This is a genomic window from Frondihabitans peucedani (assembly GCF_039537585.1).
GTDB classification, from domain to species: domain Bacteria; phylum Actinomycetota; class Actinomycetes; order Actinomycetales; family Microbacteriaceae; genus Frondihabitans; species Frondihabitans peucedani.
Genome location: NZ_BAABAU010000001.1, coordinates 1274929 through 1294023 on the forward strand (window position 1 = coordinate 1274929; position 19095 = coordinate 1294023).

Sequence of the window (19095 nt, forward strand, 5' to 3'; positions counted from 1 at the left end):
TGACGGGTGCCCGGCGCCCGCCGAGCCTCCCCCGGCCTAGAGGCCCGAGTAGGCGTGCAGGCCCTTGAAGAACAGGTTGACGACCGAGAAGTTGAACATGACGGCGGCGAAGCCCACGATCGAGAGCCACGACGAGCGCGCACCGCGCCAGCCGCGAGTCGCTCGGGCGTGGATGTAGCCGGCGTAGATGACCCAGATGATGAAGGTCCAGACCTCTTTGGTGTCCCAGCCCCAGTAGCGGCCCCACGCCTTCTCGGCCCAGACGGCGCCGGCGATGAGGGTGAAGGTCCAGAGGACGAAGCCGACCAGGGCGATTCGGTAGGCGAGGTCTTCGAGGCGCTCTGCCCCGGGAAGGGTGTCGAACAGCTTGATGCCGGCGTTCTTGGCGACCTCGCGCTTCGACTGGATGATCTGCGCGGCAGACAGACCGCCCGCGATGGCGAAGAACGCGGTGCCGAGGCAGGCGACGAACACGTGGATGACGAGCCAGTACGACTGCAGCGCCGGCACGAGCGGGCTGACGGCGACGTAGAAGTTGACCACTGCGACGCCGAGCAGGATGAGGTTCAGGCCCATCACGTAGGCGCCCAGGTAGCGGAGGTCGACGAACAGGTTGACGAGCAGGAAGACGCCGACGATGAGGGCGGTGCCCGTGAGGCCGAACTCGAACATGTTCGCCCACGGGACCCGGCCCGCGGCCAGCCCGCGGAAGACGACCGAGGCGATGTGGACGACGAGGCCGAGGGTCATCATCGACATGCCGATGCGCTCGAACTGCGAGGAGCGCCGGGCCGGCGCCTCGTAGGCCGGGACGTCGGTGCGCTCGAGGACGGCGACGCCCCCGGAGCCCGAGCCGCCGACGGCCGAGGCCGCCTCGCGCTGGGCCGCCTCGCCGTGGGCCTGACCGGTCAGCTGACGGGCCTGCGCCTTGAGCGCGGCGGTGGCTGCGATCTGGGCGTCGCCGGAGCGTTTGGCCAGGTCGAGCGCGAACGCGATGAACGAGATCACGTAGATCGCGATCGCGGAGTACGCCGCGTAGAGGCAGTAGAGCGAGAGGTCGGCAGTCGTCACGATGACACCTTACGTCGGTCGGCGGAGAGCGGAGAGCCCAGTGCGGCGAGATGTCTCTTCGCCAAGTCATCCACGGCCCGGGTCAGGGTCGGGTCTTCCCCTCGGGCGAGACCCGCGTACTCCATCGAGAGGCCGTCCTCGCCCTGGACGGCCTTCACCCAGACGCGGCGGCGGGGCACGAAGAGGCCGGTCAGGAGGCCGAGCACGATCAGGATCGCGAAGACCAGCACGTACTGCTGCGACGGGTCGTGGTGCACGTCGAGCGACACGAAGCGCTTGACGCCGTCGAAGGTGACGGAGCCGAGGCCGTTCGGGAGGGTCGCCGTCTGCCCGGGCTTCAGGATGAGGGGCTTCTCGAGAGGCTGCTTGCCGTTGCTCGCCTTGGTGCTCGCGATCGGCGTGAGGTTGTCGGTGTTGAGCTGGTACACCGAGCGCGGCACGCCGTCGTTCAGTCCGAGATCGCCCGAGAAGACGTCAAGGGTCAGCTTCGGGTTGATCGTGTCGGGGAAGTTCGACGTCAGTGCCCCGGTGCCGAGCGACGTCGCACTCGGGTAGAAGAAGCCGATCATGCCGAGCTGCGTCGGCAGGGCGTCGGGCACCTTGATCACGCCCAGGGAGGTCAGGTTGGAGTCCTGAGGCAGGAACGGGACGCTGTCTTTGAACGCGACGTTGCCGTCGCCGTCGCGGACCGTCACGTCGACCGCGTAGCCGTTGCCGAGGAGGTAGACCTGCGTGCCGCCGATCTCGAGCGGGTCGTTGACGCGCAGCTTCGTCTTCTTCGCCTGCTGCCCCTGCACCTGCTCGGTCACGTCGGCCTGGTAGTCGATCGGCGTTCCGAGGGCGCTGGCGACCTTCTCCTCGTACTTGGCGACGAAGCTGTCGATGGTGATGTTGTACGGCACGAGGTTGGTGTCGCTGAAGAAGCGGCCCGGGCTGAACGAGTCGTACGACCCGAGGTTGTTCGAGAACGTCTGCCCCGCGACCACGACGCGCTGGCCGGTGTAGCCGAAGCCGCCGCCGATCCCGACCGTGATCAGCACGCCCAGGAGGGCGATGTGGAACACGAGGTTGCCGGTCTCGCGCAGGTAGCCGCGCTCGGCGCTGACGGAGTCGCCATAGACCCGCGTCCGGTAGCCGGCACGACGGAGCTGCTGGCGCGCCGTGGCAATCGCGATCTCGGCCGAGACCGGGGCGCGGCCCGAGCCGGACTCGGATCCGGAGTCGCCTCTCCCACCGCTCACGAGGGGGTGCGACTGGAAGCCGGCGAGGCGGCCGAGCCTTGCGGGCGTCTTCGGCGGGGCCGCGCGGAGCGCCTCGAGGTGGTGCTTGACGCGCGGGATGATGCAGCCGATCAGCGAGATGAACAGCAGCAGGTAGACGGCCGAGAACCACGGCGTCGAGAAGGTGTTGAACAATCCGATCTTGTCGAGGATCGGATACAGCTGCGGGTGGTCGGTCTTGTACTGCGCGACGCCGTTCGGGTCGGAGGTGACCTGCGGGACGAGCGAGCCGGGCACGGCCGCGAGGGCCAGCAGCATGAGGAGGAACAGCGCCGTCCGCATGCTCGTGAGCTGCCGCCAGAAGAAGCGGACGTAGCCGATGAATCCCAGCTTCGGCTGCGTGATCCCGTCGCCGCCCCGGCTCGGCGCGACCGAGTCGATGTGATCGCTCGGGCGCAGCGGATCGGAGCGCTCGTCGGTGCGGTCGGCGCGCTCGGCGTCGAGATCAGACGACCGTGCCATAGTTCGCGATCACCGCCCCGAGCCTCGACATGAGGTCGGTCCAGACCCCTGCGACCATGAGAACACCGATGAGCACCAGAAGGCTGCCTCCGAGCAGATTGACGGCACGGATGTGCCTCTTGACGAATGCGATCGACCGGGTCATCCAGCCGAGGCCGAGGGCCACCAGCAGGAACGGCACCCCGAGGCCCACGCAGTAGAACACGCCGAGCAGGAGCCCCTGCCCGGCCGAGCCCGTGTTGAGGGACATGGCCGTGATCGCCGCGAGCGTGGGCCCGAGGCACGGGCTCCAGCCGAGGCCGAACACGATGCCGAGCAGCGGAGCCCCGATCAGGCCGGTCTTCGGGCTGATCGTGAGCTTGGCCGTCCGCTGGAAGAACGGGAAGTTGCCGATGAAGACGAGACCCATCAGGATCACGACCACCCCGAGCAGCCGGGTGATGAGCGTCCGCCACTCGAGGAACCAGAACCCGAGGGCCCCGGCCGCGGTGTTCAGCGCCACGAAGACGAGCGTGAAGCCCAGGATGAACAGGAGGACGCCGAGGACCACGCGCGCCCGGTCGATCCTGCGGCCCCGTGCATCCTGCGCGTTGCCGGTCAGGCCGCCCACGTAGCCGAGGTAGCCGGGCACGAGAGGGAGCACGCAGGGCGAGATGAACGACAGGATGCCCGCGAGCACCGCCACCGGGAGGGCCACGAGCAGCTGACCGCTCGTGACCGCCTCGAAGAACGGGTTGCCCGCGTACACCTATCGACCCTCGGACATCGTGTCGGAGATGAGGGTGTCGAGGACGCTCTTGTTGACCTGCCCGAGGACGCGCGCGGCGACGCGGCCCTTCTGGTCGAGCACCATCGTGGTCGGGGTCGCGTTCGGGCCGCGCTGGCCGGCGAGCGCGAGCTGCACCTTCGCGTCGGTCGCGTCGATGACCGAGGGGTAGGGCATCTTGAAGGAGCGGTCGAAGGCGCGGGCGGTGTCGGCCTCGTCGCGCACGTTGACACCGATGAACTGGACGCCCTTCGAGTCGTACTTGGTCGAGAGGGCGGCGAGATCGGGCGCCTCGACGCGGCAGGGCGGGCAGGATGCGTACCAGAAGTTCAGAACGACGACGTCGCCCTGGTAGGTCTTCCGCGAGATCGACCTGCCCTCGTCGGTCTTCGCCGTGAACTCCACGCTCGCGCCGCGGTCGGCGGGCTTGATCTCGGTGACGGTGCCGTCGCCGGAGATGTAGTTCTGGTTCTGCGTCACGGCGGGCTTGCTCGCGCACCCCGTGAGGGCGACGGCCACGAGGACGCCGATGACGGAGAGGCGGGCGAGGGTCGGGATGCGGCGGTGGTTCACACGGCTCCTGTATCGACGGCTGCGGCCTGCAGGGCGGCCGCGGGTTCGCGGTAGTCGACCTCGACGAACGCGTCGCCGCGCCTCGCCAGGGTCGTGATGCTCGAGAGGGAGCACCTCCGTCTGCGGGGATCGTGGAAGAGGCGCTGGCCGAGGAGGCTCCGGTGCACCATCCAGATCGGGAGCTGGTGGCTGACCAGGACGACGTCGCCGTCGTCGATGCTCCGCCAGGCGGCGTCGACTGCGGCGAGCGTGCGAGCGGCGATGCTCACATAGGCCTCGCCCCAGCTGGGCTTCAGGGGGTTGACGATCCAGGGCCACTCGGCGGGCCGCACGACGGACTTGGCGAAACCGCCGCGCCTGCCCTCGTATCGGTTAGTGGGCTCGATCAGGCGCTCGTCGATTGCGGTCTCGAGGCCGAACGCCTCGGCCCAGGGGGCCGCCGACTCGCGGGTGCGCTGGAGTGGGCTGGCGACGAGGGCCCGGACGGGGGCGCCGTGGGCCTTGAGGGAGTCAGCAGAGGCGCTCGCCATCCGGTGACCGAGTCGCGACAGCCCGAAGCCCGGGATGCGACCGTAGAGGACGCCTTCCGGGTTCTCGACCTCGCCGTGGCGCACGAGGTGGATCAGGTCTGCAGGCACACAGAACAGTGTAGATTGCGCCGCCGTACACACCTCCCACCAGGAATTTCCACAGGCGGTCTTCTCTCGGTGCCGAGAGACCGGCTCCCCGACTGTAAACTCGGGCAGCGTGATCAACCGCACCCTCATCAAAGACCTGCAGTCCTCCTCCGACGGGCCCGTCACCGTGTCCGGGTGGGTCGAGACGGTGCGCGATCAGAAGAAGGTCCAGTTCGTCGTCCTCCGCGACGAGACCGGCGCCGTGCAGCTCGTCAACCCGCGCGCGACCGACGAGACCGGTGCGGTGACGGCCACCGACGTCTCCGACACGATCTCGGCCCTCTCGCAGGGCTCGTTCCTCACCGCCCGCGGCGAGCTGAAGCACGACGAGCGCGTCAAGCTCGGCGGCGTCGAGATCAAGCTCGCGTCGCTCGAGGTCGCCTCGCTCGCGATCCCCGAGACGCCCATCGCCGACGACTCCGGCATCGACAAGCGCATGGACTGGCGCTTCCTCGACCTCCGCGTCCCGAAGAACGCTCTCGTCTTCAAGATCCAGACGACGTTCCTGCACGCCCTCCGCACCTACTGGGTCGAGCACGACTTCATCGAGATCACGACCCCCAAGCTCATGGCCTCCGCCAGCGAGTCGAAGGCCGAGCTGTTCCGCGTCGAGTACTTCGAGGGGTCGGCGTTCCTCGCGCAGAGCCCCCAGTTCTTCAAGCAGATGGCGCAGCCCGCCGGCTTCGGCAAGATCTTCGAGGTCGGGCCCGCGTTCCGCGCCGACCCCAGCTTCACCAGCCGCCACGCGACCGAGTTCACCTCCATCGACACCGAGTTCAGCTGGATCGAGTCGCACGAAGACGTCATGAAGCTCCACGAGGAGCTCATGGTCGCCGGCTTCCAGGCCGTCAAAGACAAGCACGGCGCCGACATCGAGGCCCTCTTCGGCTTCGAGCTCACGGTGCCGACCGTCCCGTTCCCGCGGATCCCGCTCGCCGAGGCCAAGCGCATCGTGGCCGAGCGCGGCTACGAGGTGCCCCGCGCCGACGACGACATGGACCCCGAGGGCGAGCGCCAGATCGCGGCCTACGTCAAAGAGGAGTTCGGGCACGACTTCGTGTTCCTGACCGACTACGCCTCGAGCATCCGGCCGTTCTATCACATGCGGAACGCCGACGACGCGGGGCTGACGAACAGCTACGACCTCATCTACAACGGCGTCGAGATCTCGACCGGCGCCCAGCGCGAGCACCGCATCGAGATCCTCGAGCAGAACGCCCGCGACAAGGGCCTCGACCCCGAGGAGCTCTCGGGCTACCTCGACTTCTTCCGCTACGGGGTGCCGGCGCACGGCGGCTTCGGCATGGGCCTCGCGCGCGTGCTGATGCTCATGCTCGGGCTCGCGAACCTCCGAGAGACCACGTACCTGTTCCGCGGCCCGACGCGCCTCGAGCCGTAGCCGCCAGCGGCACGCGGCTGGCGGTACGCCGGACGCGGCTCGCCACACCCCTCGAGAGGCCACTATCCGCCCTGCGCGTCGCGCTGCAGGGCGGATAGTGGCCTCTCGACGCCTGTGCGCGCTGCCGCGGGCGCCGGCGGTCAGCCGCGGGCAGCGCCGGGCATGGCCGCGCGCAGCGCCGTCCGCAGGCGCTCGGGCTCGACGCGCCAGATGGTGTGGACGCGGCCGTCGATCAGGACGACGGGGATCTCCTCCGCGTACTCCTCCGCGAGGCTCGGGTCGTCGAGGATCGAGAGCTCGTCGTAGTCGCGGGCACCGGCGAACTCGATCTCGTCGAGCACGCCCTCGAGCGCCAGCCGGGCATCGTCGCAGAGGTGGCAGCCGGGCTTGGTGAGGAGGGTGATGTGGGGCACGGGCACCGCCCCAGGATACGACGAAGGCCGCCACCCCGAGGGGCGGCGGCCTTCACACGAAGGAGCGGACTGCGGAGCAGCCGACTACTTCTTGTTGCGGCGCTGGTGGCGCGTCTTGCGAAGCAGCTTGCGGTGCTTCTTCTTCGCCATGCGCTTGCGACGCTTCTTGATAACAGAACCCATAGGGCACCTCACAGATTTTTGAACAGGACCTTGATCGCACCGGGTCCAAATCAAGAACCGCGGAAAAATACCTTGGTGGAGTCTACCGGGGTCGGCCGAGAAAGACGAACCGGGAGGGCTCGCTCAGCCGACGTCTGCGATTCCGCCGCGGAGGACCGCCTGGACGGCGGCGTCCGGCACGCGGAAGGAACGCCCGAAACGGATGGCCGGAAGCTCACCGGAGTGGACCATCCGGTAGACCGTCATCTTCGACACCCGCATCATGTCGGCGACTTCCGCCACTGTCAGAAAACGCACGTCCGTCAGGTCGTCCGACATGATCCTGCCTCGGGTTCGGGCCGGGGCCTCACGCGCTGTGCTCAGTGCGGTCTCTTCCGGCGTCTTGGGGCCGCCTGAGTGTTACTCGTGTGCCCCGTGGCTACTTTAGGGGCGCATGTGACCCGGGGGCAAGCGGCTGCGTCACCCCTGTTCGCGGTGCCCAAGACGCTTCTTGATCGGGCCCGGGATCCGGTTCTGCGCGCCGGCCACGACGCGGCCCAGAGTGGTGCCCACCTCGCCGACGTCGGGGAGGTTCTCGGCGGCTCGACGGAGCGGGGCGGGCAGCGGCACGCCGGGGCCGCGGGCCGGCAGCGCGACCAGCCCCGCGGGGTTCAGGGGCACGCCGGGCCGGGCCTCCTCGACGAAGGGCGCCAGCCAGTCGCTCGCGGCGAGGAGCGGCTCGGGGTCGACGCTGTAGTAGCGGTGCTGCCCCTTCTCGCGCACCCGCACGAGGCCCGCGTCGCGCAGGACCCGGAGGTGCTTAGACACGGTGGGCTGGCTCACCCCCAGCTCGGTCACCATCTCGCCCACGCTGGTCTCGCCGGCACTGCTGCGCAGGAGGACGCCGAGGAGGTCCCGTCTCGTGGGGTCGGCGATCACGGTGAAGATGTCGGCCATGGGGGCAAGGGTACTGAGTGGCGCTGCCTAGTACCATGACGGTCTTCGGGTGAGATCGACGGGTCAGGAGGGCCAGGTGACGTCAGCGACGCCTCTGATGCGCCCGCCGTCGCCCGGCAGGAGGCCGGGGCTCGGCAGGCCCGGCCAGCCCGCGCGACCTCTCGCCCGATTCCGCGAAGCCGTCGACGACGCGAGCCGGAAGTCGCCGGCGCGATTCGCGATCCTGATCTTCACGACCCTGATCCTGCTGTTCACCGCGATCTTCATGCTGCCGATCTCGTCGACCTCGGGCACCGTGACCCCCCTCGCCGACTCGCTCTTCACTGCGGTCTCGGTCATCTGCGTCACCGGCCTCGCCACCGTCGACATGGCCACGCACTGGTCGCTGTTCGGCCACGTGGTGATCTTCGTGGGCGTGCAGATCGGGGCGATCGGCGTCCTGACGGTGGCGAGCATCCTGGGCCTCGTCGTCTCCCGCCGCCTCGGCCTCCGCTCCCGGCTGATGGCCGCCAGCGACGGCAACCCTCTGCGAGCGCACGCCGGGCCGGTCCCGGAGGGCCAGGCCGTCCGCCTCGGCGAGGTCGGCGGCCTCCTGACGACGGTCGCCGTCAGCGCGCTGGCGATCGAGCTGGTGATCGGGATCCTGCTCATCCCGCGGATGCTGATCGACGGCATCCCGTTCGGCGACGCGGTGCTCGACAGCTTCTACTACGCGGCGATGGCGTTCACGAACACCGGCTTCACCCCGAACGCGTCGGGGCTGGCGCCGTTCCAGGGCGACTTCTTCTTCCTGGGGCTGCTGATGGTGGCGGTGTTCCTCGGCAGCATCGGGTTCCCGGTGATCTACGCGATCACCCGCAATCCGCTGCATCCGCGCCGCTGGTCGCTGCACGTGAAGCTGACCCTCGTGACGACCGGGATCCTGCTCGTCGCCGGCATGGTGCTCTACATCGTCCTGGAGTTCGACAACCCCCGGACGTTCGGCGCGAAAGACGCCGGCACCACGGTCTTCGAGTCGCTGTTCCTCAGCACGATGGCGCGCTCCGGCGGCTTCTCGACGATCGACATCTCGCACCTGCACGACTCGAGCCTCCTGGTCACCGACATGCTGATGTTCATCGGCGGCGGGTCGGCGTCGACTGCGGGCGGGCTGAAGGTGACCACGCTGGCGGTCCTGTTCCTGGCCGCCTTCGCCGAGGCCCGGGGCAAGCGGAGCATCGAGGCCTTCGGACGCAGGATCCCCTCCGACGTCCTGCGCCTCGCGGTGAGCGTGGCCCTCTGGGGCGCGACGATCGTGGCCGTGGCGACCATCGTGGTCCTGCAGATCACCAAGGCCGAGCTCTCGCACGTGCTCTTCGAGGTGATCTCGGCCTTCGCCACCTGCGGCCTGTCGACAGGTCTCACGAGCGAGCTGCCGGACAGCGCCAAGTACGTCCTCGTCGTCACGATGTGGATGGGGCGCGTTGGTACAGTGACTCTCGCCGTGGCCCTGGCCAACAGCCAGCGCCGACAGCTGTTCACGCGCCCCGAAGAAAGGCCCATCGTTGGCTGACCGGATCCCCCACGACGCCCCCGTCCTCGTGATCGGCCTCGGGCGGTTCGGGGCCGCGACGGCGGGCCAGCTGGAACGGCAGGATCGCGACGTCCTCGTCGTCGACACCGACGTCGCGCTGGTGCAGAAGTGGGCCGACCGCGTCACGCACGCCGTGCAGGCCGACGCGCGCGACATCGACGCCCTCCGTCAGATCGGCGCGGCCGACTTCGGCATCGCGGTCGTCGGCGTGGGGTCGTCGCTCGAGGCGAGCGTGCTCATCACGGCCAACCTCGTCGACCTCGAGATCCCGCAGATCTGGGCGAAGGCAGTATCGCAGTCGCACGGCAAGATCCTGACCAGGATCGGCGCCACCCACGTGATCTACCCGGAGGCGGAGGCCGGCGAGCGCGTCGCGCACCTCGTCTCCGGCCGCATGCTCGACTACATCGAGTTCGACGACGAGTTCGCGATCGTCAAGATGTACCCGCCGAGGTCGGTGCGGGGGCAGGCCCTCGGGGCCTGCGCGGTGCTGCCGAAGTTCGGCGTGACGATCGTCGGGGTGAAGAGCCCGGGCGGAGCGTTCCAGGAGGCGCGGCCCGAGACGGTCGTCGGCGACCACGACCTCATCATCGCCAGCGGCACCGAGACCGACCTGGAGCGCTTCGCGGCGCTGGAGTCGTAGGCCGGCTGCGTCTCGGACCTGCGCGGATCAGCCCGCGGCGATCTCGCGGGCGCGCGCCAGGGCGGCGGCCGTCGCCCGGTCGAACAGGCCCTTCAGATCGCCCGACTGCAGGACCTCGACGGCCTTCTCGGTCGTGCCGTTCGGGCTCGTGACCCGCCGGCGCAGCTCGTCGGGCGCGATCACGTCGTGCGCCAGGAGCTCGGACGCGCCGCGGAAGGTCCCCTGGACCATGACGGCGGCCTGCGCCTCGGTGAAGCCGAGGTCGACGGCCGTGCGGGTGAGCTCCTCGATGAGGAAGAAGACATAGGCGGGCCCCGACCCGGAGATGGTCGAGAGGGCGTCGATGCTCGACTCCGGGATCGTGACGACCTCGCCGACGCACCCGAAGAGGCGCTGCACGACCTCGAGGTCGGCGTCCGACGAGCGGGTGCCTCTGGCGAGACCGGTGACGCCGAGGCCGACGAGCGACGGCGTGTTCGGCATCGACCGCAGCACCGCCACGTGATCCGGCAGCACCGACTCCATCGTCTCGACGGTGATGCCCGCCGCGAGACTCACGACGATCGTGCCGGGCTCGAGCACGGGGGCGATCTCGCGGAGCAGGTCGACGACCAGGTACGGCTTCACCCCGATCAGCACGATCCTGGCGCCGGTCACCGCCGAGGCGTTGGCCGCAGGATCGGTCTCGGTCGCCAGCGAGGTGACCGCCCCGTGCCGGAGTGCGGCAGCCTTCGCCTCCGTGCGGTTCGTGACGCGGATGCCGCCCTCGACGGTCACACCGGGTCGGAGAAGGCCCTGCAGGATCGCGCCGCCCATCGATCCTGCGCCGAGGATCGCGGTGGCTGGGAGCGTCGTGGTCATGCGTCCATCCTAGGATTGAGCCCGGTGAACCCGGAGAACAGCCCATGGCGACAGGACGAGTGACACAGATGAGCGAAAAGGTCGAAGGCGGCCACGGCCACGGAACGAAAGCGATCCTCGCCGCGCTGGGCGCGAACCTCGGGATCGCGCTCGTCAAGATCATCGCGTGGGCAGTGTCGGGCTCCGCGTCGATGCTGGCGGAGGGCGTCCACTCGATCGCCGACTCCGCGAACCAGCTGCTGCTCCTCCTCGGCGGCCGCCGGTCGAAGCGGCAGGCCGACGCCGAGCACCCGTTCGGCTACGGCCGCGAGCGCTACGTGTACGCGTTCGTGGTGTCGATCATCCTGTTCTCCATCGGCGGCGTCTTCTCGCTGTACGAGGGCATCGAGAAGGTCCAGGAACCGCACGAGCTCGAGAACTGGTGGCTGCCGATGCTGGTGCTCGTCATCGCGATCGGGCTCGAGAGCTTCTCGCTCCGCACCGCCCTCAAGGAGGCGCGTCCGCACAAGGGCGAGCTCGGCTGGTTCGCGTTCATCCGCCGGGCCAAGGCGCCCGAGCTGCCGGTCCTGCTTCTCGAAGACACCGCTGCTCTCACCGGACTCGTCTTCGCGTTCCTCGGCGTCGGACTGACCGTCCTGACCGACAACAGCCTGTTCGACGCACTCGGGACGATCATGATCGGGGTGCTCCTGATCCTGGTGGCCATCGTGCTCGGCATCGAGACGAAGAGCCTCCTCGTCGGCGAGGGCGCGTCGGCAGAAGACGTCGAGAAGATCCGGAAGGCGATCACCGGCGGCCCGGAGGTCGAGCAGATCATCCACATGAAGACGCTCTACCTCGGCCCCGACGAGCTGCTCGTCGGAGTGAAGGTCGCCATCGGCGGCCGCACTCTGCTCGCCGACGTGGCCTCGGCGATCAATACGGTCGAGGGCAGGATCCGCGCGGCCGTCCCGATCGCGCGCGTCATCTACATCGAGCCGGACGTCTGGGCGCCTCCCGGGGCCGAGCAGCCGACGACCGAGGCGATCGTCATCCGCTCGCTCGACTGAGCTCTCCGGCTGGAGCTAGCGGCGCGCAGCGAAGAAGTCGTCGAGGAGGGCCGCGCACTCGACGGCCCGGACGCCCGCGTACACCTCGGCCCGGTGGGGCAGACGACGGTCGCGCAGGATGTCGTAGACACTCCCGGCCGCCCCCGCCTTCTCGTCCCACGCCCCGAAGACGACGCGGGGCACCCGCGCTGCGAGGATCGCCCCGGCGCACATGGGGCAGGGCTCGAGCGTCACGACGAGAGTGCAGCCGGTGAGGTGGCGGTCGCCGAGGTGCGAGGCGGCGCGCCGGAGGGCGAGGACCTCGGCGTGGGCGGTCGGATCCTGGTCGAGCTCCCGCTCGTTCCTGCCCCGGCCGACGACGCGGCCGGCAGCGTCGATGACGAGCGCCCCGACGGGGACGTCTCCGGAGACCGCGCAGAGAGCGGCCTCGTCGATGGCCTGGCCCATGAGGGCGTCGTACTCGACGGGGATGAGTGGCACGCGGCTCCTCCTCCCGGCTCGACTCCGCTAGCCTCGAGCCTATGCGAGTGCACGTGGCGGACCACCCCCTGATCACCCACAAGTTGACGGTCCTCCGCGATCGCGAGACGAAGTCGCCCACGTTCCGGGCGCTCACCGAGGAGCTCGTCACGCTCCTCGCCTACGAGGCCACCCGCAGCGTCCGCACGGAGCCCGTCGACATCCAGACGCCCGTCGGCCCGACCACGGGGCTGGCCATCTCGAAGCCCCGCCCGCTGGTGGTCCCGATCCTGCGCGCCGGTCTGGGCATGCTCGAGGGCATGACGAAGCTCGTCCCGAGCGCCGAGGTCGGGTTCCTCGGCATGATGCGCGACGAAGAGACGCTGCAGCCGGTCACCTACGCCGAGCGCCTGCCCGACGACCTGTCGAACCGGCAGTGCTTCGTCCTCGACCCCATGCTCGCCACCGGCGGCTCGCTGATCGCCGCCATCGACTTCCTGCTCGACCGGGGCGCCGTCGACGTCACCGCCGTGTGCATCCTGGCGTCGCCCGAGGGCCTCGCCGCCGTCGAGAAGGCGATGCACGGGCGCGAGGTGCACATCGTCCTGGGCGCGGTCGACGAGCAGCTGAACGACCAGGGCTACATCGTCCCGGGCCTCGGCGACGCCGGCGACCGGCTGTACGGGCTGGCCTGAGGCGTTCCGCCCTCCAGCTCCCGTTCGTCTCCGCGGCGCTGCGCGTCTCGGCGGTGCCCGCGAGTCGGTTGACACGTCCGCGACCGTTACGACACAATCGGACTCATGACTGCATCCACGCACGCCCCGATCCGAGAGACGGTCGTCTCCCGAGGTCTCGCGGAGCGCGCCACCATGATGGTGGCGACGGCAGTCATGTGTTGTCGAATGTCGGCCTGACCGGCCTCCCTCGTTCGACCCGCCGAGTCTCCGTCGGCCTGCAGGCCTGATACCGCTGCCTGCCACTGACACCGTCTCCCCCGCACCCCGGTGAGACGGCCTGACTCCGGATGCACAGTCCGCCCCACCCGGCGGCGCGTCCCTTCCCGTTCCGCCTCCTGAGCATCATCTCGCCAGGACGCGCGAGCCTAGCGGCACACACCGAAGGCATCGCGTTCCTTCTCCGCACCCGGCAGCAGCATCCGGCCGGGTTGGCGGACGAACGGATCCTTCCCCAGTCCCAAAGGACTCCATCCCATGTCTCTCGCCCTCGACACCACCAGCACCGCAAGCACCAGCACCACCACGGCCGCCGCCCCGGCCCGCCACCTGACGGCGGTCGCCCCCGCCGAAGCGGCCCCCGCTCCCCGCCTGAAGGCCGTCCCGGCCGGCACCGAGGCCCGCGGCTTCGTCCTCTACGTCGGAATCGACGAGCTCAAGGCCGCCGAGGCGGGCACCAGCCTCGGCGACATCGTCTCTCAGCTCCGCGCTCTGACCGCCCAGCTCGCCCCCGCTGCCGAGACGCACGCGGCCGTGGCTCTCGCCCCGGAAGGCGCGGGCGGGCGCGACGTCGACGTGGTCCGGCTCGCGCTGCAGGATCCTGCGGCCCTCGCGAAGCACCGCCACACCGAGGTCGACGAGGAGCCCGGCGCCCGCGGCGGGGTCGTCGTCGACATCTCGCGCAAGCGCCTCCTGCTCGACGGCGACGTCGCCCCGCTCACGTACAAGGAGTTCGAGCTGCTGCAGTACCTCGTGCTCCGCGAGGGCCGCACGATCGACCGCGCCGAGCTGATCTCGAGCCTCTGGTCGGCCGGCGACGACGAGGTGCCGAACGAGCGCACCATCGACGTGCACGTGCGGCGGCTGCGGTCGAAGCTCGGGGCGTTCGAGGACATCGTCCGCACCGTCCGCGGAGTCGGGTACCGGTTCGACCGTCACGCCGACGTGTCGATCCGGCAGGCCTCGACGCCGTCGCCCGACGTCTTCTGAGCCCGACCGCTGCTTCTCGACACTCCCAGAAGTGCCGAGCAGGCGGGATGCGGTCCCCCGGCGTGCCGACAGGGCGTCCCCCGGCAGAGCGAACGGCTGGTTTCTTCTGGGTGTCTTCTCAGACAAATAACGATTCGGTAACTAGACGCCGTTACCAAGCCGTTATAGATTGAGGTCACTGAAGTTGTTTGCTGTGGCAACGTCAGTGGAATGTGATTGCAGGACACTCTTGGTGCAAGGGAGAGGGTCGGTCTCAAGCCTCTGAGATCGACCCTCAGTCCGTTAACAGTCGAGTTCTCCACAGTGCCCGTCCTCAGGCGGGCGGCTGTCGGTGGCCCTTCGTAGACTGGACGCCAGTCGTCGGGGTGAGGAGCACCAGTGGTCGAGAGAGCGGTGAGCCAGAGAGGCGTCAGCCAGAAGAGTCTGGCCGTCAGCGCGTGGGAGTCGCTCTTCCGTGCCCAGGTCACGATCATGCGCGAGCTCACGGCGACGTTCCCCACCGGGCAGATCTCCTTCAACGAGTACGACGTCCTGTTCAACCTGACGAATCAGCCCGAGCGCCGCGCCCGCCTCAAAGAGCTGACGCACCACCTCCTCCTCACGCAGCCGAGCATCAGCCGCCTCGTCGACCGCCTGTCGACCAAGGGCGTCGTCGAGAAGCTGAGCGACCCGGGCGACGCCCGCGGCATCATCGTCGCCCTAACGCCCCTCGGCTACGACGTCTTCCGCAGCACCGCCGTCGGGCACGCCGAGGCGATCTCCCGACGGGTCGGCGGCACCCTCTCGAGCGACGAGCTCCAGCAGCTGATGGAGCTCTGCACGAAGCTCCGTCTCGGACCACCCATCGCCGACGTGCCGGCGGCCGAGGAGTGCCCCGTGATCGACGAGCCGAGCCCGGGCGGCCCCACAGCGCCTGCACCCGCAACCGCGCCCGCGACTGCGACTGCAACCGCGACTTCGCCTCTCACAGCGCCAGCGACACCGACCGTCTCGGCCGGTCTCTGAGTGGCCGAGGAGAAGCCCATCGGCCCCACCCTCGTCTGGCTCCGCGACGACCTCCGCCTGAGTGACAACCCGGCACTGCACCACGCCCTCGAGCGGGGCGGCGACGTCGTGGTGGCATTCGTCCACGACGAGGAGACGCCCGGCATCCGGCCGCTCGGTGCTGCGTCGAAGTGGTGGCTGCATCAGAGCCTCAGCAGGCTCGCCGGCGACCTCGAGTCGCGCGGGTCGCGGCTGATCCTGCGCCGGGGGGCCGCCGCCGAGGTCATCGCCTCGCTGATCGACGAATCGGGCGCCGACGCCGTCGTCTGGAACCGCCGCTACGCCAAGGGCGCCCGCGACGCCGATGCCGCGCTCAAGAAGGCACTCACCGAGAGCGGCATCGAGGTGCACAGCTTCCAGGCCAACCTGCTCTTCGAGCCCTGGACCATCCAGACCGGCCAGGGCACGCCGTTCAAGGTCTTCACGCCGTTCTACCGCGCCTGCCTCGCGCAGCCCGAGCCGCGTCACCCCTTCCCCGCGCCCGAGACCATCCCGTCCGGCGCGGCCGCCGAGCTCCCGAGCGACGACCTCGCCTCCTGGGGCTTCGAGCCGACGCGCCCCGACTGGGCCGGCGGTCTCCGCGAGCGGTGGCAGCCGGGCGAGGCCGGAGCGCACGAGCGCCTCGAGGCCTTCATCCGCGACGACCTCGGCGACTACGGCGACCGCGACTTCCCGGCCGACGACACCACGAGCCACCTGTCGCCGTACCTCCGGTTCGGCGAGATCAGCCCGTTCCAGGTCTGGCACCGGCTCCGCGGCAGGGTGCCTTCCTCGGCCCAAGGTCAGGTCGGCGGGTTCCTCCGCGAGGTCGTCTGGCGCGAGTTCAACAACGTCGTGCTCTACTCCACGCCCGACCTCGCCACGCAGAACTACCGGCCCGAGTTCGACGAGTTCGACTGGAACGAGCCCGATCCTGCCGTCCTGGAGGCCTGGCAGCAGGGCAGGACGGGCGTGCCCCTCGTCGACGCGGGCATGCGCGAGCTCTGGAAGACCGGCGTCATGCACAACCGCGTCCGCATGGTGGTGGCCAGTTTCCTGATCAAGAACCTCCTGATCGACTGGCGCCTCGGCGAGCAGTGGTTCTGGGACACCCTCGTCGACGCCGACGACGCGAACAACCCGGCGAACTGGCAGTGGGTCGCCGGCTCCGGGGCCGACGCGGCGCCGTTCTTCCGCGTCTTCAACCCGGAGCTGCAGGCGTCGAAGTTCGACAAGCACGGCGAGTACGTGAGGCAGTGGGTGCCGGAGTACGGCACCGACGCCTACCCCGACCCGATCGTCGACCTGAAAGAGACCCGGCGCCGAGCGCTCGACCGCTACGACACGATGCGACGGAAGGCCGGCCTGGCATGAGACTCGACCCCGCGGCTCTCCGCGACGCCGTCCACTCCGTCGACACGCTGTTCCAGACTCGGGCCGCCGACAGCCACGCTCCGAGCGCCTCCTACGGCCTCTTCACCCGCGACGGGCTCGTGCACACGGGATCGACCGGCGAAGTGGCGTCGACGGCTCCCACGGCCGACACGGTCTACCGGATCGCCTCGTGCACCAAGAGCTTCACCGCCACCGCCCTGCTCGCGCTCCGCGATGCCGGCTCGCTCTCCCTCGACGCACCGGTGACCGACTTCGTCCCGGCGTTCGCCGACGTCGTGCTGCCGACGACCGATTCGCCGGTGCCGACGGTCCGGATGCTCCTGACGATGTCCGCCGGCCTGCCCACCGACGACCCCTGGGGCGACCGCCAGGAGTCGATCACCGACGCCGAGCTCGACGCGCTCCTCCGGAGGGGCCTGCGCTTCGACAGCATCCCGGGAACCCGGTTCGCCTACTCGAACCTCGGCTACGCGCTGCTCGGCCGCGTCGTGAGCGAGGCGTCCGGCCGGCCCTACCGCGACGTCGTCCGCGAGACGATCCTCGGTCCGCTGGGGCTCGACTCCACGGGCTTCGAGGAGCCCGCCGAAGCATCCGACCGCGTGGCCGTCGGCCACCGGCGCTCGGGCGACGAGTGGCTGCCCCTGCCCTTCTCAGGGCCTGGCGGCTTCTCGTCGATCGGCGGCCTCTTCAGCCCCGTCACCGACCTGTCGCGCTGGGCCCGCTGGCTCGCTTCGGCCTTCGACGACTCACCCGGCGCAACCGGCGACTTCGACGGCATCCTGTCGCGGGCGTCGAGGCGCGAAGCGCAGCAGCTGTCGAGGTCCGTCCCCGGGCCGGGGCCGCACGCGTCGGGCTACGGCTTCGGGCTCTTCGTCGAGCACGATCCCGAGCTCGGCGACATCGTCTCGCACTCCGGCGGCTACCCCGGCTTCTCGGCGCACATGCGGTGGCACCCGGCCTCGGGTCTCGGGATGGTCGCGTTCGAGAACGCCACCTACGCCCAAGTGTCGGTCCCCGTCACGACGGCCCTTCACGGCCTGCTGCACGACCTCGAGGCGGCTCCTGCTCCCACGGTCTGGCCCGAGACGCTCGCAGCACGCGCCGAGGTCGAGAAGGCACTGCGCGGCGGCGACCTCCCGAGCGACCTCGTCTCGGAGAACGTCGACCTCGACATCCCGTTCGCCGAGCGGCGTGCGGCCTGGCGAGCGGCCATCGAGTCGATCGGCGGGCTGGAGGGCGCTGCCAATGCGCGCGATGTCGAGCACGACGAGTCCACGGCGCCGTCGCACCTCGTGTGGCATCTGCCCGGCCGCACCGGCCGGCTCCGCGTCGAGATCCGGCTGACGCCCGAGCTGCCCCCGCGCATCCAGACCCTCCGCGTGCAGGCCGAGAGGCTCGGCTAGCGCGAGGGGCGCCCGCCGACCACGGCCATCGCGAAGGCCGCGACCTTGACGGCCTTGCGACTCGAGAGGGCGACGCTCGGCGAGTGGAGCCACCCGCAGAGGAAGCCGGCGGCGAAGGCATCCCCCGCGCCGATCGGATCGACGAAGCGGGAGGCGGCGGTCTCGGTCACCGTGAGCGGCCCGGAGGCGCGCCCCGCCACCGACGACCCGTCGGGCAGGGCCAGGGCCACCACGCCGAAGCGCTCCGCCAGCGACCGGACGACGGCCTCCGGCTCCTCCTCCCCCGTCAGCAGTCGACCCTCGTCGAGACTCGGGAAGAACAGGTCGGCGCCGCTCACGAGGTCCAGGAACGCGGCCGGTCGGTACTCGCGGATGAAGCCGGCCGAGGCGGGATCGAGCGACAGCCGGGCGCCCGCGGCCCGGATCCTGCCGACCAGCCGGCGGTACGCGACCGGACTCCGCGACTCGAGCACGGTGTAGCCGGTGAGGTGCACCACCGCGACGCCCGCGAGGAGCTCGTCGGTGATCCGGTCGAGCGAGAGGCCGGCGCTCGCGCCCCGGTCGGTGAGCATGGTCCGCGTGGGGCCGTCGACGGTGATGACCACGGTGCCCGTCGGCTCGCTCGTCGCGTGGCTGAGGTGCGGGGTGACGCCGGCGTTCACGAGGAGCTGCGTGTGCCGCTGGACGTCCGTCACGCCGACCCGCCCCACGAAGTCGGTGCGGACGCCGAGCGTCCCGAGCCACGCAGCGGTGTTGGCTGCAGAGCCGCCCGCCCGGTGTTGGATCCGGGCGTCCGTGTCGGTGTTCTCGGAGGGCCGCCTCGAGGGCGCGACGATGATGTCGTCGAGGACGTCGCCGACGACGAGGACGCGCGAGGTGGTGGTGGCCTTCGGGAGGCTGACCAGGGCAGGTGAGGTTCGGGGCATCGGGTGGAGGGGTCGGATTTCGGGCAGGATCGGCCGGAGCCGCACTCAAGAGCACCACCC

21 protein-coding genes are annotated in these 19095 nt (G+C 69.9%); 9 read left to right on the top strand and 12 right to left on the bottom strand.

Annotated elements, in window-relative coordinates:
- Positions 1-36: 36 nt before the first annotated feature.
- From ccsB to ABD733_RS05890, 5 genes are read right to left on the bottom strand one after another with little or no spacing between them, the layout of a single operon-like run.
- The gene (gene ccsB / locus ABD733_RS05870) at positions 37-1071 is read right to left on the bottom strand and encodes a c-type cytochrome biogenesis protein CcsB (RefSeq protein ID WP_344794078.1); all 1035 of its coding nucleotides are present in this window, start codon (positions 1069-1071) and stop codon (positions 37-39) included.
- Positions 1068-2813, bottom strand: a complete 1746-nt coding sequence (resB, locus tag ABD733_RS05875) for a cytochrome c biogenesis protein ResB (RefSeq protein WP_344794079.1) — start codon at positions 2811-2813, stop codon at positions 1068-1070. Before resB ends, ccsB begins: the two co-directional genes overlap by 4 nt.
- The gene (locus ABD733_RS05880) at positions 2797-3561 is read right to left on the bottom strand and encodes a cytochrome c biogenesis CcdA family protein (protein WP_344794080.1); all 765 of its coding nucleotides are present in this window, start codon (positions 3559-3561) and stop codon (positions 2797-2799) included. The genes resB and ABD733_RS05880 overlap by 17 nt, the downstream gene beginning before the upstream one ends.
- Entirely contained in the window at positions 3562-4152 is a 591-nt protein-coding gene (locus ABD733_RS05885; protein WP_344794081.1) for a redoxin domain-containing protein, read from the bottom strand.
- Positions 4149-4790, bottom strand: a complete 642-nt coding sequence (locus ABD733_RS05890; RefSeq protein WP_344794082.1) for a histidine phosphatase family protein — start codon at positions 4788-4790, stop codon at positions 4149-4151. The genes ABD733_RS05885 and ABD733_RS05890 overlap by 4 nt, the downstream gene beginning before the upstream one ends.
- Before the next feature lie 109 nt (positions 4791-4899).
- Between ABD733_RS05890 and aspS the strand changes: the two genes are divergently transcribed.
- A complete protein-coding gene (gene aspS / locus ABD733_RS05895; RefSeq protein WP_344794083.1) occupies positions 4900-6228 on the top strand; it encodes an aspartate--tRNA(Asn) ligase in 1329 nt (442 codons plus the stop codon).
- 140 nt (positions 6229-6368) lie between these two features.
- Here aspS and ABD733_RS05900 read toward each other — a convergent pair whose 3' ends face one another.
- From ABD733_RS05900 to ABD733_RS05915, 4 genes are all read right to left on the bottom strand, one after another.
- Positions 6369-6647 carry a glutaredoxin family protein gene (locus ABD733_RS05900; protein WP_344794084.1) on the bottom strand — a complete coding sequence of 93 codons (279 nt, stop codon included), beginning with the start codon at positions 6645-6647 and terminating at the stop codon, positions 6369-6371.
- A 78-nt stretch (positions 6648-6725) separates the two neighbouring features.
- On the bottom strand, positions 6726-6824 hold the full coding sequence (locus ABD733_RS05905) for a 30S ribosomal protein bS22 (RefSeq protein WP_003792170.1): 99 nt from the start codon (positions 6822-6824) through the stop codon (positions 6726-6728).
- Positions 6825-6947: 123 nt separating this feature from the next.
- Entirely contained in the window at positions 6948-7142 is a 195-nt protein-coding gene (locus ABD733_RS05910; RefSeq protein ID WP_344794085.1) for a helix-turn-helix domain-containing protein, read from the bottom strand.
- 141 nt (positions 7143-7283) lie between these two features.
- Positions 7284-7760, bottom strand: a complete 477-nt coding sequence (locus ABD733_RS05915) for an ArsR/SmtB family transcription factor (RefSeq protein WP_344794086.1) — start codon at positions 7758-7760, stop codon at positions 7284-7286.
- A 97-nt stretch (positions 7761-7857) separates the two neighbouring features.
- On the opposite strand from ABD733_RS05915, the gene ABD733_RS05920 reads away from it, so the two are divergent.
- Entirely contained in the window at positions 7858-9312 is a 1455-nt protein-coding gene (locus ABD733_RS05920; protein ID WP_425552896.1) for a TrkH family potassium uptake protein, read from the top strand.
- Positions 9305-9976 (top strand): potassium channel family protein, encoded by a 672-nt coding sequence (locus ABD733_RS05925; RefSeq protein ID WP_344794088.1) that lies wholly within the window; start codon positions 9305-9307, stop codon positions 9974-9976. Before ABD733_RS05920 ends, ABD733_RS05925 begins: the two co-directional genes overlap by 8 nt.
- Before the next feature lie 27 nt (positions 9977-10003).
- Here the strand turns inward: ABD733_RS05925 and proC are convergent, their stop codons facing one another.
- Entirely contained in the window at positions 10004-10837 is an 834-nt protein-coding gene (gene proC / locus ABD733_RS05930) for a pyrroline-5-carboxylate reductase (RefSeq protein WP_344794089.1), read from the bottom strand.
- Between the two features lie 68 nt (positions 10838-10905).
- On the opposite strand from proC, the gene ABD733_RS05935 reads away from it, so the two are divergent.
- On the top strand, positions 10906-11886 hold the full coding sequence (locus tag ABD733_RS05935; RefSeq protein ID WP_344794090.1) for a cation diffusion facilitator family transporter: 981 nt from the start codon (positions 10906-10908) through the stop codon (positions 11884-11886).
- 15 nt (positions 11887-11901) lie between these two features.
- On the opposite strand, the gene ABD733_RS05940 is transcribed toward ABD733_RS05935, so the two are convergent.
- A complete protein-coding gene (locus tag ABD733_RS05940) occupies positions 11902-12333 on the bottom strand; it encodes a nucleoside deaminase (protein ID WP_344796025.1) in 432 nt (143 codons plus the stop codon).
- A 74-nt stretch (positions 12334-12407) separates the two neighbouring features.
- Here ABD733_RS05940 and upp point away from each other — a divergent pair, with 74 nt between their 5' ends.
- The 5 genes from upp (at position 12408) to ABD733_RS05965 (ending at position 18109) form a co-directional block, all read left to right on the top strand.
- Entirely contained in the window at positions 12408-13040 is a 633-nt protein-coding gene (gene upp / locus ABD733_RS05945) for a uracil phosphoribosyltransferase (RefSeq protein WP_344794091.1), read from the top strand.
- A 516-nt stretch (positions 13041-13556) separates the two neighbouring features.
- Positions 13557-14288, top strand: coding sequence for a winged helix-turn-helix domain-containing protein (locus tag ABD733_RS05950; RefSeq protein ID WP_344794092.1), 732 nt, complete (start codon positions 13557-13559; stop codon positions 14286-14288).
- A gap of 393 nt (positions 14289-14681) precedes the next feature.
- Positions 14682-15293, top strand: coding sequence for a MarR family winged helix-turn-helix transcriptional regulator (locus ABD733_RS05955; protein ID WP_344794093.1), 612 nt, complete (start codon positions 14682-14684; stop codon positions 15291-15293).
- Entirely contained in the window at positions 15294-16685 is a 1392-nt protein-coding gene (locus tag ABD733_RS05960) for a cryptochrome/photolyase family protein (RefSeq protein ID WP_344794094.1), read from the top strand. It begins immediately after the preceding gene.
- Positions 16682-18109 (top strand): serine hydrolase domain-containing protein, encoded by a 1428-nt coding sequence (locus ABD733_RS05965; RefSeq protein ID WP_344794095.1) that lies wholly within the window; start codon positions 16682-16684, stop codon positions 18107-18109. The genes ABD733_RS05960 and ABD733_RS05965 overlap by 4 nt, the downstream gene beginning before the upstream one ends.
- Here the strand turns inward: ABD733_RS05965 and ABD733_RS05970 are convergent.
- Positions 18106-19035: a carbohydrate kinase family protein gene (locus tag ABD733_RS05970; RefSeq protein ID WP_344794096.1), complete on the bottom strand. Its 930-nt coding sequence runs from the start codon at positions 19033-19035 to the stop codon at positions 18106-18108. The genes ABD733_RS05965 and ABD733_RS05970 overlap by 4 nt on opposite strands.
- Positions 19036-19095: the final 60 nt, after the last annotated feature.